The sequence below is a fragment of the Fimbriimonadaceae bacterium genome (genome assembly GCA_019638795.1).
Taxonomy (GTDB): domain Bacteria; phylum Armatimonadota; class Fimbriimonadia; order Fimbriimonadales; family Fimbriimonadaceae; genus JAHBTB01.
Genome location: JAHBTB010000011.1, coordinates 65475 through 81330 on the forward strand (window position 1 = coordinate 65475; position 15856 = coordinate 81330).

Sequence of the window (15856 nt, forward strand, 5' to 3'; positions counted from 1 at the left end):
CCCATGTGTGCCCGATACCTCTACATCAACGGACGCCTGATCCGAGACGACTTCGGGGTCGTGGAACTCCCCGAGTTTGCTCCGACCTACAACGCCGCGCCGACCCAGTGGATGCCGGTCGTCCTCGCCGACGGGGACAGACGGGTCGCCCGGCTCCACCGCTGGGGGCTGGTGCCCCCATGGGCCAAGGACTTGTCGTTTGCCACGAGCGCGATCAACGCTCGAGGGGAGACCTTGGCGGAAAAGCCCGCCTTCCGCGGCGCTTTCGCCCACCGACGGTGCATCGTGCCGGCGGACGGCTTCTATGAGTGGCATACCGAAGGCAGGGCCAAGACGCCCTACCTGGTCCGCCGGAAGGACGGGCGGCGGCTCGCCATGGCCGGCCTTTACGAGGTGTGGACAGGCCCCGACGGCGAGGTGCCCACGTTCACGATCGTCACCACAGAGGCCAACGGACAGATGACGTTTTTCCACGACCGCATGCCGGTGATCCTTGAAGAGGAAGACTGGGAGGCATGGCTCGCCTCCGGCCATGTTCCCGGCCCGGCCGTACAGGGCCTGGTCAAGCCGTTCGCGGGCGAGCTTGACCTGACTCCCGTGAACAAGGGAGTCGGCAACCCCCGGCTGGACGGGCCGGAACTGCTCGTCCCCGACCCGCCGTCCCAGACGACCCTGTTTTGAACGGACGTCAGTAGCGGATCAGAGAAGTGACGGGGTAGCCGAGGAGGTTCTTGTGGCCTTCGAGGAACGACAACTCCACCAAGAACCCCATGCCGCAGACGTTGCCGCCGAGGCGTTCGACCAACCGCGCGCAGGCCGCTGCCGTGCCTCCGGTGGCGAGCAGGTCGTCGACCACATACACCCTTTGGCCGGGGTTCACCGCGTCCATGTGCATCTCGACAATGTTGGTGCCGTACTCCAGCGCGTACTCCTCGCTGATCCGCTCATAAGGCAACTTGCCGAACTTCCGCGCCATCGAGAACGGCAGACCCAGCTCCAGGGCGATCGGCGTCCCAAAGATGAACCCGCGCGACTCGATGCCGACGATGCATTCGGCCCCGTGGGCCTTGGCGTCAGCGGCCAGCAGACTCACCGCCTCCTGGAACGCCGCGGGGCTCTGAAGGACCGGTGTCACGTCCTTGAACAGGATCCCGGGCTTGGGGAAGTCAGGGACGTCACGGATCAGCGACTCGGCAAGGATGCTGGGCACGGGGGGACGATACCCGCGTCAGGGTTCGACGTCGACCCCTGGGTCCCAACCTTGCTCGCTGGCCCGCATCAGGACTTTGACGTGCATCGGCCGGTCGACGCGGCTCTGGCAGCTCAGCCGGAACTCACCAAGGACGCCGTCCTCCTCCAGGCAGTCGTGCTCCTTCTCGCGCATCGGCGGCTCTTCGCTCAAAAACTGGACGCGGCAAGTCGTGCACCGGGCGTTGCCCCCGCACCGGTGGCTGATGTCCACCCCGCTCTGTTCGATTGCCAAAACGAGCTTCGTGCCCTCTTCAATATCAAATGTCCCAAAGCCTTCAACCGTGACGGGGTGGGTCGCCATACAACCTGGGAGCGTACCAGGCCGGTGGTCTAGAATCCTGGCGTGGTCAACCAAGAACGGCTCCTCGCCCTGTTCCGTGAGCTCGTGCTGCTCGACGCCCCGTCGCTCCACGAACGGGCCAGCGTCGACCGGGTCAAAGAGATCCTCGCCGAGATGGGATTGGACCCCGTGGAAGACGACGCGGGAGCGGCCATCGGCGGAGACGCGGGCAATGTGGTCGCGGTGCTGAAGGGGAACAAGCCGGGGGCGCCACGGGTGTTCCTCAGCGCCCACTTCGACACCGTCGAGCCGACGAAAGGTCTGGTGCTGGTCGAGAAGGACGGGGTGATCAGCAGTGACGGCACGACGATCCTTGGCGCCGACGACAAAGGCGGTATGGCCCCGGCCATCGAGGCGGTGCGAATGCTCCAAGAGTCTGGAGTCGAGCACGGTGACGTCGTCCTGCTCTTTAGCGTGGCAGAAGAGGTCGGGCTCCGTGGGGCGGCCCACCTGAAAATCCAAGACCTCGGCCTCGACTTCGGCTATGTCCTTGACACCGGCCCGCCGGTCGGCACGTTCGTCACCCGCACGGCCACCCATGACAAGCTGGACGTCACGATCTTGGGCAAGCCTGCCCACAGCGGCAAGGACCCCGAAAAAGGAATCAACGCCATCCAGGTCCTCGCCGACGCGGTCGCGCCGATGCGCTTGGGCCGTATCGGGCCCGAGACCACGGCGAACTTCGGCATTGTCGAGGGCGGCACGGCGGTCAACGTGGTCTGCCCCTCCGTCCGGCTGCGCGGCGAGGCCCGCAGCACCGACGTCGCCGAACTGGACCGACAAATCGACCACATGCTCCAATGCCTGGAGGCCGCGGCGCGGAAATGGGGGGCCGAACTCAAGGTGGTCCACGACCGGCACTACGACGCCTACCTCGTCCCCGAGGACAGCACGGTCGTCCAGGTGGCCCAAAGGGCAAGCCGCAATTTGGGCTTCGACCCGGCCTTACGCACCACCCTGGGCGGCAGTGACGCCAACGCCTACAACGCCAAAGGGGTGCCATGCATCGTCTTGGGCACCGGCATGGACAAGATCCACACCCATGAAGAGTACATTCGAGTCCAGGACCTTGTCGACACGGCGCGTCTTGCCTACGAGTTGGTCGTCGAAGCGGCGAAAGGCTAGGTCGGACGCGTAGACGCCGGGAGGCAAGCCGTGCTATCTTTGGTCACGTCGCTCTTGCTTGCGCGGGGTCGACAGAGGATCACGGATGAAAGCGATCGCAAAAGTCTTCGTCGGCCTGGCCCTGGGTGCCGGCCTCTCGGCCGCCGCTATGGCCCAATACAACAAACCGGTTGGTCTTTCCGTCCATGCCGGGTTGTTCTTCACCAGTTCGGACACGGCCAACAGCGTCGAGGGCCGGACGTGGTTCATCATCGGCGGCGACTACAAGTTGGGTGACATGACCTACGGCGGCAGCCAAGCCACCTACGGCATTGGCTTCGACTACATCGGCAAGGGCAGCTTCTCGAGCGTGCCTCTGTTCCTGACCTACACGGTGCACTTCCCCGAGGTGTACGTCGGCGCCGGTGTCGGCCCTGCGTTCAACCACTACAATGACGGCGTCACCGCTGGTTCGAACACCGACTTTGGCTTTGGGTTGAAGATCGGCCGTGACCTCAACTATGGCAAGACGCCGGCCTTCATCGAGGCCAAGTACTTCGGCGGCAGCCGACGCGAGCTCTCCGGCTTCGCGATCGTCGCCGGCGTCCGGTTCTGACATTCGTTTCGCGTGCCGCCGGGGCCGGACCGGCCCGGCGGCACGGCGAGGTCCCACTGTCAACTGAACAATTCCAGACGGCGTTCGTCCGGTCTCATACGGATGAGTCGTTCCCTTGGAGTGGCAAGTTTGGCGCCTGGTAAGAAAATCGACGCAGCGAGCGAACAGGCCCTTTTAGAGCAGGTGCGCGGGCAAGACCTGGACGCCTTCTCGAAAATCGTCGATGCCTACCAAGCCCGCATTTATGGGTTCGTCAAGCGCATGGTGCGCTCCGACGAGGAGGCCCTCGACATCTCCCAGGAGGTCTTCATCCGTGCGTTTCAGGCCGTCGACCGGTTTGACGGGCGCTCCGGGCTCCGCACCTGGCTGTTCCGCATCGCCCACAACCTCTGTGTCGACCGCGCCCGCCGCAACGAGCGGGCCCCGTCGTTCGTCAGCCTAGAACCGACCGAAAGCGACGACGGGCCGCGTGAAGTCGCCGACGAGCGGTGGAACCCCGAACACGCGGTCTTGCAAGACGAACTTCGGGACGTGGTGGACGCTGCGCTCGCCACGATGAGCGAGAAGTTGCGGACCGTCCTCCTCTTGCACGACAAGGAAGACATGGGATATGAAGAGATATCGAAGACGGTGGACGTGCCGGTCGGCACGGTCAAGAGTCGACTCTTCTTGGCAAGGGCTCACTTGCAAGAGCATGTGGGCCAATATTTAGCGAAGAGATAACGTGATGCTGGACAAGGAAATTTTGCGCAAACTCAGGGAAGAGCAGCCTTTGACTGCCGCCGAGACGTTGCGCCTGGACGAGTCGCTGGAGGCCGGCGCGTCCCGGGCCCATCAACTCTTGGACGGTCTGGACGACGCCGCGCCGAGCTACGCATGGCGCAGCAGCCTGAACCAGCGGCTTGTCTCGACCAAGCGGCATCACGCCCCGCGTCTGAAGCTTTTCATCGGTTGGGCCGGTGGCCTGACCGCCGTCGCCGCCTCTGCCTTGGCGATGGTCATGACCCAAAACTCCGCCAAGCCGACGCCAGCCCCCGACCACGGCCCCTTGGCCAAGAGCGTGACGCCCAGTTCATTCGAAGAGACCCTGGTGTCATCGCACCTGCAAGGCGCGAACCAGTCTAGCGTCAGCACGGTGCCCGTCCAGTCTGCATACGACCAGGTGTTCGATTGGTCCAAGCTCGACAAGTCCTGACTTTCGGTTGGGTCTTGATCGCCTCGGCGGCCCTGGCCCAAGGCGGCCCGCCCGGCCCTCCCGAGGGGGCGACCCCCGCGATGCGCAAGGCGTTTTCCGCCGGCCCCCGTCTGCGCCTGGCCGGAAAGCGCACGGTGGTCTTCGGGCGAAGCAAAGAAAGGCTGACCGAGCGCATCCTGCAGTCCGGAAGCCGGCTGAGGATCGAGTCTTCAAACGGCACGGTCACCCTGATCACTGGGTCGGAGAGGTCGGTGTATGACCCGACCAAGAACGAGATTTACAAGACGCACGACCCCTACGGACTGATGAACTACGGGTTCTTGCCCATGTCCGGCGGCCCGATGGCGGGGGCCAGGTTCAAAGAGTCCGACGGAGGCGAGGTGGCGGGCCGCCCGACCAGGCTCGTCGTCGTCAGCGGCCGGCACGGCGAAGTCTTCTTCAAGAGCCATATCGACACCTGGAAGGGCGCCATTCTCAAGTCCGAGGTCTTCGGGCCCGGCGGCCGCCTCATCATGTCGTTCGAGTACAGCCAGGTCAAGTACGACGTGGACATTCCCGAGCGTGCGTTTCAGCTCAAGTTCCCCGGGGCGAAGACGGTCACTGTCCGTGACGAGATCGTCAAACTGGCGGCAAAGATGGGCATCAAGCCCTATGTCCTGGACCGGGACTGTGGCCTTCGGTTGGAGAACGCAAGGCTGTTCGAAGCCGACGGGCGTCAGGTCATGCGGCAGACCTACGCAGGGCGGCGCCTGAAGGTCTCCTTGTTCCTGTGCAAGGGTTCGGTGAACCCGGAGAAGCTGACCCGCTACGGCGGCGACCGCCTGCGTTCAAGGGTTTGGCATATCGGTGAACTGACCCTTGTCCTTGTTGGTGACGCCAAGGACTCGGAGTTAGCCAGGCTCCAGGGCCAGGTCACGGAGCAACGTGAGTAGTCACCTGCTCGTCATAATCCAGTGAAGTGGCGGTGTCCTCGATAGACCGTGCGGCGACTCCGAAGCCGGGGAAGCGCTGGGTGCGAGGGCTCAAGATCGCCGGCGTCGTCGTCGTGATCCTTGGGTCGGTGCTCTTCGTCGTCGGTTCGGCCTTGTGGCAGAACCGGTTGGAGAAAGCGGCGTTGATGGTCCCGCACCTCTCGGACTACATCCACGAGATCGACACCAAACCCAGTGTCTTGCTCAGCGAAGACGGCCAAGTCCTCTTTCAGGAGTCGCCCCAGAACCGGGAGTACGTCACGAGGGACAAGATCCCCAACTCCGTCATCTACGCGATCTTGGCCGCCGAGGACAAACGCTTCTACCAGCACACCGGCGTCGACGTCTACGCGATCGGGCGGATCCTCGGCAACGCCGCCAAGGGAGCGAAGACCCCCGGTGGCGCCTCGACCCTGACGATGCAGATCGCCAAGAAGGTCTTCACCGGTGACGAGTACTCCCTGGACCGCAAGATCAACAACATGGCCCTCGCCACGATGATCGAGCGGATGCGGACGAAGGACCAGATCCTCGAGCTGTATCTCAATGAGATGTTCTTTGGGCACGGTGCCTACGGCATCGCGGCCGCGGCCCGGGTCTACTTCAACAAGTCGCTGGACGAACTGACCGTCGCCGAGGCGGCGACGCTGGCCCGTTGCGTCCGGGCGCCGAGCCGCGAGAACCCGATCGACGACCCTGAGGCCGCCCTTGAAAACCGGAACGTGGTCCTCAAGATCATGGAGGAAGAGGGCTTCATCTCTTCGGACGTCTATGAGAAGGCTAGGGAAGAGAAGCTCAACGTATACAAGCGTGAGAAGGGGGAGTCCCGCTCCCGCAAGCGGATGCCCTACTTTGTCGACTATGTGCTCCTTCAAGAGCTGAAAGAGGTCGCTCCCGAAGTCGATTTCGCGTCGGGCGGATACCGGATCGAGACGACCGTCAACACCGGGCTTCAAGCCAAAGTCCAGGAAGTCTTCAACAAAACCTTGCGCTCTTACCGTGGCGCAAAGGTCAACATGGGGGCGTTCCTGTGCATCGACACGGACGGCAAGATCCTCGCCATGATCAGCGGCCAGGATTACAAGAAGGACCAGTACAATTTGGTCACCCGGGCCAAGCTTCAGCCCGGTTCCGCGTTCAAGCCGTTCGTCTATTCCACCGCGTTCGAGAACGGGGTGTTGAGCCCCTACGGCGACGTCAACAACAACACGTTCATGATCCGGGACGGGCGCCATTCCCGTCCGATCAAGTCGGGCGGCCCCAAGGGGATGGTCAGCGTCCGTAGCGCCTTCTCCCAGTCGTACAACAGCGCGGCGATGTGGGCCCAGGAAGCTGCGGGGCTCAGCAACGTCATGCAAAAGTCCCGTGAAGCCTTCGGTTTCAAGTACCTGAAGGACGGGGTCAAGACGACGGCGATCGGCGCCAACACGGTGACGATCATGGAAATGGCGTCGGCGTACAGCGTCTTCCAGCAGGACGGCTATCGGGTCCGCCCCTTCGCGATCAAGCGGATCATCGGGCCCGACGGCACCGTGATCCATGAGTTCTCGGGCACCAAGATCGGGCGTGTCGTCAGCGCCGACACGGCTGCGGGCATCGATTACCTGATGCGGGCCGTCGTGACAAGCGGGAGCGGCCGCGACGCCAGCGGCGTCCCCAACGCCCACGGCAAGACGGGGACGACAAGCGACTACAAGGACGCGTGGTTCTGCGGCTACACCAACCGCTTTGTGGGCATCGTGTGGCTCGCCAGCCAGGTCACCCGGGCCGACGGCAGCAAGAAGCGGCTCGCTATGGACGGGGTGTATGGCGGCCAGTACAGTTGCCCGCTCTGGGCCAAGCTGATGACCGTCGTCCAAGACGAACTTGGCGAGTCCGGCCCGCGGCACCCACGCCGCTCGCAGCCCGAGCCGTCCGAAGAGCCGCCCCAGGAAGACGTGCCCGAGGCGCCGGCCGGCGACACCCCCGAGATGGACACTCCCGAAGCCGGTGCGCCCGTCGAGGAGACTGAGGAACCCAAGGGCAAGACAACCGAGCCTCCGACGCCGACCGACGACGGCGGCACTGTCCCTGAGGCGACCCGCCCGGCCGGTCCCCGGGCCGAGCCCCCCGACACCAAGTCACGCGGCGTCGTGTACGTCGAGGTTTGCGCCGACACCGGGCTCAGGGCCACGCTGTACTGTCCAGAAAGGGTCAAGCGTGCCTTTGTGAAGGGGACCGAGCCCAAATCGAGGTGCACGGTCCATGGCGGTTGAGCAGCGTCAGAAGCTGGTCCTCGTCGTCGTCGCGGCGTTCTTCGCCCTGTTTGTCGTCCAGTTGGGCAGGATCCAGTTGTTAGGCGACACGAGGCCCCTGACCCTGGCCCACGAGAAGTCGCCCTCCGGACACCGCTCCGCCATCCAGCGACAGGAGGGTCATGTCGCGCCGACCAAGGAGCCGCCGCTTCCACAGCGGGCACGACGCTTCATCGGCAAAGTTTGGAAGAAGCTGGGGGCGGCCTGACGTGTCGGTGATCCACGCGCCCGAGCAGACCCCCCTCGACGCCCGGCTGCTCGCCGTGCCCGCCGTCTTGGTCGTCGCCTTTGCCGGTTTCATCGTCAAGCTGTGGAACCTCCAAGTGGTCCAGTCAGCGGACGTGATCGACCGGGCGGGGAAGACCGCCGTGATGTCGGACACGAGCCTGGCCCCGCGGGGCCGGATCGTGGATCGGGCCGACCGGCCTGTGGCCGACGTGAGGCAGGAACTGGTCGTCGTCGCCAAGCTGAGTGTTATCAGCAAGTTGCTCAAGGATGACCCGGCGGCTATCGACGAGGCGGCCTCGTTGCTCGGGCTCACCAAAGAGGCCATCCTCAAGAAGCTGGAACGCGACCAGACCCGCCGTGACCTGTGGACTCCGGTGAGCGTGGGGGTCTCGACCGAGGTCGCGAGCAAATTCGTCGAGAACCCCGACCGCTTCCCCGGCTTTGACATCCGGTCGACGCCCATGCGGAGCTATTGGGACACGACGAGCCTGGCCCACATCCTGGGCTACGTCTGGACGCCGAACGACAAGGTGGACGAGTCCCTCCGCGCCCAGGGGGTGACCCCGGCCGAATACGTCGGACGGGCCGGACTGGAGCAACAGTACGAACTGGCCCTTATGGGTAAGCCGGGGAGCGAAAAGTTCGGTATAGACGCGAAGAGACGCCCGATCCGCTACCTAGGCAGTGACGAGCCGGTGCCGGGAAAGAAGCTGGTGCTGAGCATCGACCTGGAACTCCAGCGCCTGGCCAACCGGTTGCTGGACGGGCACCGTGGTGCGGTCGTCGCCCTTGACCCCCAGACTGGGGGGGTGCTGGCCCTGGCGAGCTCGCCGAACTACGACGCAAAGGTGTGGCAGGGCGGCATCAGCCACGACGACTACCAGCGTCTGCTCGACGACCCTGGCAAGCCCCTCTATGACCGCGGGTTCCAGGCGAGCTATGCACCGGGGTCGACGTTCAAGGTCGTCACCTCCATTGCCGCGCTCCGGGCCGGGGTGCTGGACCCCAGCCACGCCATCGTGTGCCCCGGTTACCTCGCGGTCGGTCGTCGCCGTATGAAGTGCGAGAACCACGGCCCTGGCGCGGTGCTCGACTACCGGCTCGCCCTGACCAAGTCGTGCAACACCTACTTTGGCGATTTGGCCCGCAAGGCCGGCATCGAGCAGATGCGGAAGGCGTGCGCAGATTTGGGCCTGGGCGAGCGGACCGGCCTGGACGTGCCTGGTGAAGGCAGCGGCTTTGTCTCCTCGCCGGAGTGGCTGGAACGCATGGTCGCCAAGGGGGCCAAACACGGTTGGTACGAAGGTGACACGGTGAACATGGGCATCGGCCAGGGTGAACTGGCCGTGACCCCGCTCCAAATGGCGGAGGTCGCCAGCCTGGTCGCCAACCGCGGCGTTTCTTACCGCCCGCATGTTGTCAAGGCGATCGTCGACCCCCAGACCAAGGAGAGCACCGACGTGGCCAAACAAGTCTTGGGCAAGGTCGACGCCCCGGGATGGTTCTGGTCTGCTCTGACGGGGGCGATGAACAACGTCATCGAGGGGGGCACGGCCCGGTCAGCCCAGATACCCGGCCTCTCCTGGGCGGGCAAGACCGGATCGGCCGAGAACGACCCTCGCAAGGCCACCCACGCCTGGTTCATCGGGTTTGCTCCCCTTGACAACCCCAAGATCGCGGTCTGTGTCCTGATTGAAAACGGTGGGCATGGCGGTGACGTCTCGGCCCCCATCGCCCGCCAGGTCGTCGCCCGCTACCTGGGTTTGGACAAGGACGCGAGCGCCTCGACAAAGCCCTGACCGTCTTGGTCCGCTTGAGCGGCCTTCTCTGTTTGGCCGGCGTCCTTGAGCGCCTGGGCGTACTGCGCGTTGGCCGCTTGGCCGCTCTGGACGATTTCGACGGCCCGGTCGATGTCGATGCCGCCCAGGTTTCCGGTGGCAATGACACCCGGCACCGTGGTCGCGACAAAGCGCTTGTACCCCTCGGTCGCCTCACCCAAGAGCCGGGCCTTCTCCGCTTTGTCTTGGGTGTGTCCCGCCAGGTAGACCCGGGCCTCGAACGTCTCCGTGGGGACGATCTCGGGGATCGCGCGGACCAAGTAGCTCGGTTTCTGCTCGACTTCGATGAGTTGTCGTGCCGTGGCCGCCGCAGACTCCTTGTCTCCCATTTGGTCATAGGTGCGCATGAGTTCGGCTAGGGTGGGCAGGCCGTTCGGGTCGTAGGTCAAGGCGAGCCGTAGGGAGGAGACGGCCGCGGCCGGCTTACCGGCCTGCGCCTGGGTCCTGGCGAGGGCCCTGAGCACCTTGGTACGGGGGTATTTCTTGGCCGCCTCGGTCAGACGTTCCAGGCGTTCCTCGGCGGTGCGGCTGCCATAGATACCGAGGAGGTAGGTCGCTTCGGGGTCGTTGACCGACTTCAGCCGTTCGGCCGCGTCGGCCAGTTCTGGAGTCCCCAGGGCCGACACAAACGATGCCTTGGCCACTTCCTGCTGACCGGCCAAAACCATCGCGACCATCGGCACCAGGCAACAGGCCACCGCGACCGCCACCCGCACCCATGACGGTGACCACTCGGGCGACGAAAGGTCGTCGGCGAGCTGGACGCCGACTCCCAAGACGATGAAGAAGGTCAAGCCCAAGCCCAGGTAGTAGACGTTGCTCTCGAAGAACCCGTGCGCGCACCAGGCCAGGACCGCGGCGACGACGGCGGCTTTTAGCACCCGCCTTGAGTCCGGCTCGGTGCCGTGGGTGGGCAACGCCTTGGCGAACCATTGGACGAGGAAAAGGACGAAGGCGGCGAGGGCAAGCCACGTGCCCTCGGCGGCGATTTGGAGGAATGTCTGGTGGGCAAAGACGGTCTGGTCGCTCAGGCCCGGTTGGGCCGAATAGAAGCGGAAGTTGCCCGCCCCGACACCGGTCGGGTGAGTCACCGCGATCTGGACCGCCGACTTCCAGAGGTTCTTGCGGAAGTCCTCGCTCTGGACTTGGGTCGCCGACGCCTGGAATACCCGGGGCGCCGCTTGGGCGCCGACGGCAAGGTTAGGGCGGGCCGACCGGGCCAGCGCCGGGCCCCCGACGGCGATGACGGCGGCCAACGCCAAGGTGACCGCGGTCCCCAGGGCCAAGGGCTTGGGTCGCTTGACCACGAACGCCATCGCGACCAGGCCGAGGAGACCGACGGCCAGGGCGCCGAGTCCTCCCTTGGACTGGGTGAACCAGAGCGTGGCGACGGCCAACGCGCCGCCGATCCATGACGCCCAGCGAAGCGGGCCTTTCAAGGACGAACCGAGCCCGATCGCCAGGAGGGCGCCGCCGACCACCAGGCTGGCGACTCCGTTCGGGTTGTTCCAACCGGCAAAGACGCGCCAAGTCGGGTTTGTCGCCGCTTCGGCCAGGTATTCGACGACACCCTTGTATCCGACCACGGCGCAACCGGCCACGACCGCGCCGAGGACGAGGGTGGTCCCTCGCTCCCGGCCCACACACGTGACGGTGAGGCCGAACGCCCCGGCATAAAGCATCCACGACCACCACGTCGAGAGCCCGACGGCGGCGAAGCTGGACATCGCGGAGGACAAGCCGAGCAGGCCGACAAGGGCGAACAGGGCGAGCACCATCGACACGGGCGGGACAGGGAGCACCTGACGCTTGACCAAGGTGTAGGCGAGGGCCCCCAAGACCAACACGCCGAGGAGCGCCCGCGCCATCAGAGGCAGGGCGGGGCCACCAAGCACCTCTGCCAGCAAGTTCTGGGAGAGGGGCGTGGGCTCTTGGCTGACCTGGCCGCCGATGACCGGAGCGAGAAAGGCGGCCAAGGCGAGGGCCACCGCTTCGGGACGCAGCCCCTTCACCGACGCCACCTCCGCACCAGTTCGTCACGCCAGTTCTTGCTGAGAAACACGAAGGCGCGAAGGCTGAGGGCGGCCGACGCGGCCGCCACCATGAAGGGCCGCCACAACACAAACGCTTCGCGGACGTCGTGCTTCAGGTAGTAGCGGAACATGGACCGGTGGAAGCGGACGATCATCTTGTTCGCGACCCGGTCGGTGCTCCGGCCGATGGCGTGGGTCACCACGGCCTGGGGGACGTAGACGACTTTCCAGCCTGCTTGCCACGTGCGCTTGCACCAGTCCACGTCCTCGCAGAACATGAACAGGGTGTCGTCAAGGACGCCGACCTTGTCGACGACCTCACCGCGTGCGAAGAGGGCGGCCCCGCTCAACCAGTCGACCTCGCGGGGCTGGTCGTGCTGCCAGTCCTGCATCAGGTACTCGCGCACGTACTTGTTGTCGGGGAATACACGGCCCAAAAGGGTGTTGCGGAACGCGGCCGCGACCGGGTTAGGGAACCGTCGGCAACTGAATTGGAGCGATCCGTCGGGATTGAGCAGCTTGGGCCCGATGATCCCGGCCTCGGGGTGTTCGCGGAAATAGGCGGTAAGGGTCCGCAACGCCCCCGGATGGACGACCGTGTCGGAGTTCAGCAGGGCGACGTCGCGCCCCCGCCTTTCGGCGATGGCCAGGTTGTGTCCGCCGGTGAACCCCAGGTTCTTGGTCTGTCGGAGCAAGCGGAACTCGGGGAACTCGGCCGCCACCATGTCGGGGGAGCCGTCTTCGCTGGCGTTGTCGACCACGACGACCTCGAAGTCGGCCTCGTCCCGGACCGCCCGGAGGCTGGCCAGACAGGCGCGAAGGTCATCGATCGTGTTCCAACTGCAGATGGTCACGCTCAGGTCGAAATCCACGGTAGAAGCCTTTGGCCCGCACAAACGCCCCCACCCAGTTGGCGACGACCACGGCCGGCAACCACAGGCGGTCCGCCCCGGCCAGATGCTTATGAAAGTAACGCGTCAGGCTGGTGTGCGATTCCCAAATCATACTTTTCCTCGCCTGGGACGTGCTCGACCCGTGGTGGTGGCCGACCCAGGCCCGGGGCGAGTAGAGGCAGGGCCAGCCCGCGTCGGCCATCCGCTTGAGCAAATCGACCTCGTTGAAGAAGATCGGGAAGTCCTCGTCAAAGGGGCGGGCGGGGTCACCCACCGCGGCCAAGGCGGCCTTGCGGAAGAGGAGGAAAGTGCCCATGGGCTGGGGCCCGGGCTGCTCGACCGCGTAGTCGAAGAGGGGCAGCGTGTACGCGGCCAGGGGCGACGCGGGGGCGAGCCGGTCGATTCCTAAGGCGGCCCCGAGCACGCCGAGAGGGGTGGGAAAGCCGCGTACCGACCGCTGCACCTCGCCGGAGGGGAACCGTAACTGGAGGGCCAGCGCGCCGTAGGTGGGCTCTGCCGCCAAGGTCCGCACCGCCGCTTCGAGTTCGCCGCCGCGAAAGACGGTGTCAGGGTTCAGGGTCAGCAGCCAGTCGTACCGGGCGAGGCCGAAGGCGATGTTGTTGCCCCGGGCATAGCCGGTGTTACCGCCCGGCTCGACCAGGCGCACGTCGGGGAAGAAATTGCGCACCATCGCCGCGCTGCCGTCGGTGCTGGCGTTGTCGACGACGATGACCTCGTAGGGGAACGAGGGCCCGTGACGGGACAGGGAGGCCAAGCACTCTTGGAGCTTGTCGCGGGTGTTCCAATTGACGACAAGGACACTGAGCACGGCTGGCCGATGCTACCTGGTAGGTCTATCTGCCCTAACGATATCGTTCGCCCTCTTGGTTCACCGTGGGTTGAACCGACTGTATTTTTTTGGGGGTTGGGTGATACCTTGACCCGTCAGCCTGGTATCATCCGTTGGCTGAGGGCGCGTTCGCCATGTGTCCCCAGTTGGAGGAGGAATAGATTTGCCGACACTCGGACTCGCCCTCGCCTGCGTCACCTACGCCGCCGCCCGCACCAGCGCCTTGGTGCTCCCTAGCGACGCCCAAGCCCTGACCAGGTGTGGAATCCTGCCGAGTCCGACCCCTGTCCCTGCCCCCGACACCAAGTTCCCCGAGTTCGGCGGCAACCGTTGCCGCGTGGCCAAAGACCACGTGATCGTGCGGGAAGAGCCCGACACCGACTCGGACAAGGTGGCCACCGTCGATATCGGCCGCACTGCCGAAGTCCTCGCCCGCAAAGACGGGTGGTACAAGCTCCGCTTTGACGGCGGCACCACCGGCTGGGTGCGCGGCGACATGCTTTCCGCGCCGAAGGGCGTCAACGTCCTCGCCCGTAACGTGATCCCCCTCACTCCGAAGGGGCCGAGCGAGAAGGACGAAGTCAAGACCAAGAAGGTCACCATCGAGATTGACGGGGACGAGGAACCGGACGCCGAGAGGCCCGAGCTCGTCGCCAAACTGGCCCCGGCGCCCGCGCCGGCGGTCAAGACCGAGTCCGCCTCGGTCGAGGCCCGCGACCTCATCGCCACCGCGAAGTCAAAGCTGGGCTCACCCTACGTCTGGGGCGCGACCGGCTCACGCGGTTCCTTCGACTGCTCCGGCTTCGTCGGTTGGGTCTATGCCCAGCACGGTGTCCGCCTGCCCCGCACCTCGATCGAGCAGAGCGGCGTCGGCCAGGCCGTCAGCAAGAGCGACCTGGAGCCCGGTGACCTCGTGTTCTTCCACACCAGAGGAGGCAGCCGGGTCAGCCATGTCGGCATCTACATCGGCAACAACAACTTCATCCACGCGAGCAGCAGCGGCTCGGTCAAGATCAGCAGCCTGGAAGAGGCGTATTACACCCGCGCCTACGCCTGGGCCCGCCGGATCAGCAAGGTCGGGAAGGCCGCGGCGACCAGCGCCCTGACGTCCACCCCGGTGGAGGACGGCGCCCAAAAGATCCGCCGCCAGGCCGCGGAAGACGAGAAGGCCAAGCAGCAGAACGGCATCGGAGTCGACATCATCGGCTGATCTTCCTGGGCCCGACTAGCACCCGCGCCCCAGTTTCGGCCCACAATAGGGGCCTCACAGCACGTGCTCCGGTCGTCTAGCGGTTAGGACGTCGCCCTTTCACGGCGAAGGTCGCGGGTTCGAATCCCGTCCGGAGTACCAATCCTCATTTTTGGCGTTTTCGCCCCCATTTTCGAGCCTCTCAGCGTTGCGTTGAAGTAAGGTATCGAACGGTTCTTTAAGCCAAACCTGTACTTTTCGCTCCTTCAGCTCTGCCTTCTCCAGGAGTTCTAATAGGATCGAGTGACGGGTGGGGCCATCAGCATGAATGAACCTGAGCGGGGCGGTTTGGGCTAGTTCTAATAGCCGCAAGCCGAGATCGTAGTACGACCCCTCAGTCTTGTCGAGGGCTTCCATTTGCACGGTGTAGCCAGCCAACTTTGACTGGAGCTTTGACCGGAGTGACTGGTAGACCTCCTCGCTCACCCGGTCGTCCATGCGGTCAAGGTACATACGCTCCAGCTTCGCACGGATCACTGCCGACTCCGAGGCGATCCGCTCCATGTTCGCCCGGCGCATTTCGGCTTCATCCGCCAAACTCTCTTTGAGCGCAATCTTGAGAGCCTCCAAGTTCTCGGGCGACAGAACCAACCCTTCCAAGAGCGAGGCGAACTGGCTGGTCAGCACCTCTTCCCGTACCGTCTGCATGCCAGGGCATTTCCTGTCTCGCATGCCCGTGCATCGGTAATAGATGTACTTGCCCTTCTTGATTTCAGCAGTGATGGAGCATCCGCAGCAAGCACAGGTCATCAAGCCGCGGTAGGCAAACTCGTGTGCTTCGGTGAACCCTGATCGGGTCGTTCTGCCATGCATCACGCGCTGAACCTCAAAGAAAAGCTCGGACGAGACAATCGGCTCATGGACGCCCGGATAGTCTTCGCCTGCCCACCTGACGATACCCATATAGACGGGGTTCTCCAGCATTCTGGAGATGGAACTTCGGGCGTAGGGGTGACCCGCGCGGGTCTTGAGCCCGATCTGCTTGGCGAGCTTC

General features: G+C 64.8%; 16 protein-coding genes and 1 tRNA gene. 11 read left to right on the forward strand and 6 right to left on the reverse strand.

The window, feature by feature from the left end:
• The first annotated feature begins 3 nt into the window (after positions 1-3).
• Positions 4-681 carry an SOS response-associated peptidase gene (locus tag KF857_11805; protein ID MBX3112681.1) on the forward strand — a complete coding sequence of 226 codons (678 nt, stop codon included), beginning with the start codon at positions 4-6 and terminating at the stop codon, positions 679-681.
• 7 nt (positions 682-688) lie between these two features.
• Here the strand turns inward: KF857_11805 and KF857_11810 are convergent, their stop codons facing one another.
• Positions 689-1201, reverse strand: a complete 513-nt coding sequence (locus KF857_11810; GenBank protein MBX3112682.1) for an adenine phosphoribosyltransferase — start codon at positions 1199-1201, stop codon at positions 689-691.
• 27 nt (positions 1202-1228) lie between these two features.
• The gene (locus KF857_11815) at positions 1229-1552 is read right to left on the reverse strand and encodes a (2Fe-2S)-binding protein (GenBank protein ID MBX3112683.1); all 324 of its coding nucleotides are present in this window, start codon (positions 1550-1552) and stop codon (positions 1229-1231) included.
• 42 nt (positions 1553-1594) lie between these two features.
• Between KF857_11815 and KF857_11820 the strand changes: the two genes are divergently transcribed.
• The 8 genes from KF857_11820 (at position 1595) to mrdA (ending at position 9798) form a co-directional block, all read left to right on the forward strand.
• Positions 1595-2716, forward strand: coding sequence for a M20/M25/M40 family metallo-hydrolase (locus KF857_11820; GenBank protein MBX3112684.1), 1122 nt, complete (start codon positions 1595-1597; stop codon positions 2714-2716).
• Positions 2717-2801: 85 nt separating this feature from the next.
• Positions 2802-3311: a hypothetical protein gene (locus tag KF857_11825; GenBank protein MBX3112685.1), complete on the forward strand. Its 510-nt coding sequence runs from the start codon at positions 2802-2804 to the stop codon at positions 3309-3311.
• Between the two features lie 129 nt (positions 3312-3440).
• Positions 3441-4034 carry a sigma-70 family RNA polymerase sigma factor gene (locus tag KF857_11830; protein ID MBX3112686.1) on the forward strand — a complete coding sequence of 198 codons (594 nt, stop codon included), beginning with the start codon at positions 3441-3443 and terminating at the stop codon, positions 4032-4034.
• Between the two features lie 4 nt (positions 4035-4038).
• Positions 4039-4506, forward strand: a complete 468-nt coding sequence (locus KF857_11835; GenBank protein MBX3112687.1) for a hypothetical protein — start codon at positions 4039-4041, stop codon at positions 4504-4506.
• Positions 4482-5438, forward strand: a complete 957-nt coding sequence (locus KF857_11840; protein MBX3112688.1) for a hypothetical protein — start codon at positions 4482-4484, stop codon at positions 5436-5438. Before KF857_11835 ends, KF857_11840 begins: the two co-directional genes overlap by 25 nt.
• Positions 5439-5470: 32 nt before the next feature.
• Complete coding sequence (locus KF857_11845; protein MBX3112689.1) at positions 5471-7732, forward strand: transglycosylase domain-containing protein; 2262 nt, start codon at positions 5471-5473, stop codon at positions 7730-7732.
• Positions 7722-7979 carry a hypothetical protein gene (locus KF857_11850; GenBank protein MBX3112690.1) on the forward strand — a complete coding sequence of 86 codons (258 nt, stop codon included), beginning with the start codon at positions 7722-7724 and terminating at the stop codon, positions 7977-7979. Before KF857_11845 ends, KF857_11850 begins: the two co-directional genes overlap by 11 nt.
• 1 nt (position 7980) lies before the next feature.
• Positions 7981-9798, forward strand: a complete 1818-nt coding sequence (gene mrdA / locus KF857_11855; protein MBX3112691.1) for a penicillin-binding protein 2 — start codon at positions 7981-7983, stop codon at positions 9796-9798.
• On the opposite strand, the gene KF857_11860 is transcribed toward mrdA, so the two are convergent.
• The 3 genes from KF857_11860 to KF857_11870 are packed head-to-tail and all read right to left on the reverse strand — an operon-like array spanning position 9753 to position 13592.
• Positions 9753-11849: an O-antigen ligase family protein gene (locus KF857_11860; GenBank protein MBX3112692.1), complete on the reverse strand. Its 2097-nt coding sequence runs from the start codon at positions 11847-11849 to the stop codon at positions 9753-9755. The genes mrdA and KF857_11860 overlap by 46 nt on opposite strands.
• Positions 11846-12742 carry a glycosyltransferase family 2 protein gene (locus tag KF857_11865; protein ID MBX3112693.1) on the reverse strand — a complete coding sequence of 299 codons (897 nt, stop codon included), beginning with the start codon at positions 12740-12742 and terminating at the stop codon, positions 11846-11848. The genes KF857_11860 and KF857_11865 overlap by 4 nt, the downstream gene beginning before the upstream one ends.
• Entirely contained in the window at positions 12693-13592 is a 900-nt protein-coding gene (locus KF857_11870; GenBank protein MBX3112694.1) for a glycosyltransferase family 2 protein, read from the reverse strand. Before KF857_11870 ends, KF857_11865 begins: the two co-directional genes overlap by 50 nt.
• Before the next feature lie 184 nt (positions 13593-13776).
• On the opposite strand from KF857_11870, the gene KF857_11875 reads away from it, so the two are divergent.
• Positions 13777-14823, forward strand: coding sequence for a C40 family peptidase (locus KF857_11875; protein ID MBX3112695.1), 1047 nt, complete (start codon positions 13777-13779; stop codon positions 14821-14823).
• Positions 14824-14888: 65 nt separating this feature from the next.
• Positions 14889-14964, forward strand: a tRNA-Glu gene (locus KF857_11880).
• Here the strand turns inward: KF857_11880 and KF857_11885 are convergent.
• On the reverse strand, positions 14923-15786 hold the full coding sequence (locus tag KF857_11885; GenBank protein ID MBX3112696.1) for a recombinase zinc beta ribbon domain-containing protein: 864 nt from the start codon (positions 15784-15786) through the stop codon (positions 14923-14925). The two genes, KF857_11880 and KF857_11885, sit on opposite strands and share 42 nt — an antisense overlap.
• Positions 15787-15856: the final 70 nt, after the last annotated feature.